The sequence below is a fragment of the Peribacillus sp. N1 genome (assembly GCF_054600815.1).
Genome location: NZ_BAAHZO010000118.1, coordinates 1 through 235, shown reverse-complemented (window position 1 = coordinate 235; position 235 = coordinate 1). Strand labels below are relative to the sequence as shown.

1 protein-coding gene is annotated in these 235 nt (G+C 51.5%); it reads right to left on the bottom strand.

Features of this window, described 5'->3' with window-relative positions; genetic code table 11:
* Positions 1–5: 5 nt before the first annotated feature.
* The coding region (locus tag ACYP5M_RS26775; RefSeq protein WP_459735757.1) for an SDR family oxidoreductase at positions 6–235 on the bottom strand (230 nt) is incomplete at its 5' end.

Here is a 235-nt window from a genome sequence, read left to right as displayed (position 1 = left end):
AAGGCTTATCCGTTTACAACGGTCCCGCCGTTAACATGGATGACATGTCCGCTGACAAAGGATGAATCATCACTTGCCAAATATACATAGGCAGGTGCCAATTCCTCTGGTTGCCCTGCACGGCCCATTGGAGAATCCTGTCCGAATTTGGCAACATCCTCTACGCCGAATGAGGCAGGAATCAGCGGTGTCCAGATAGGGCCTGGAGCCACACCGTTCACTCTGAAGCCATATT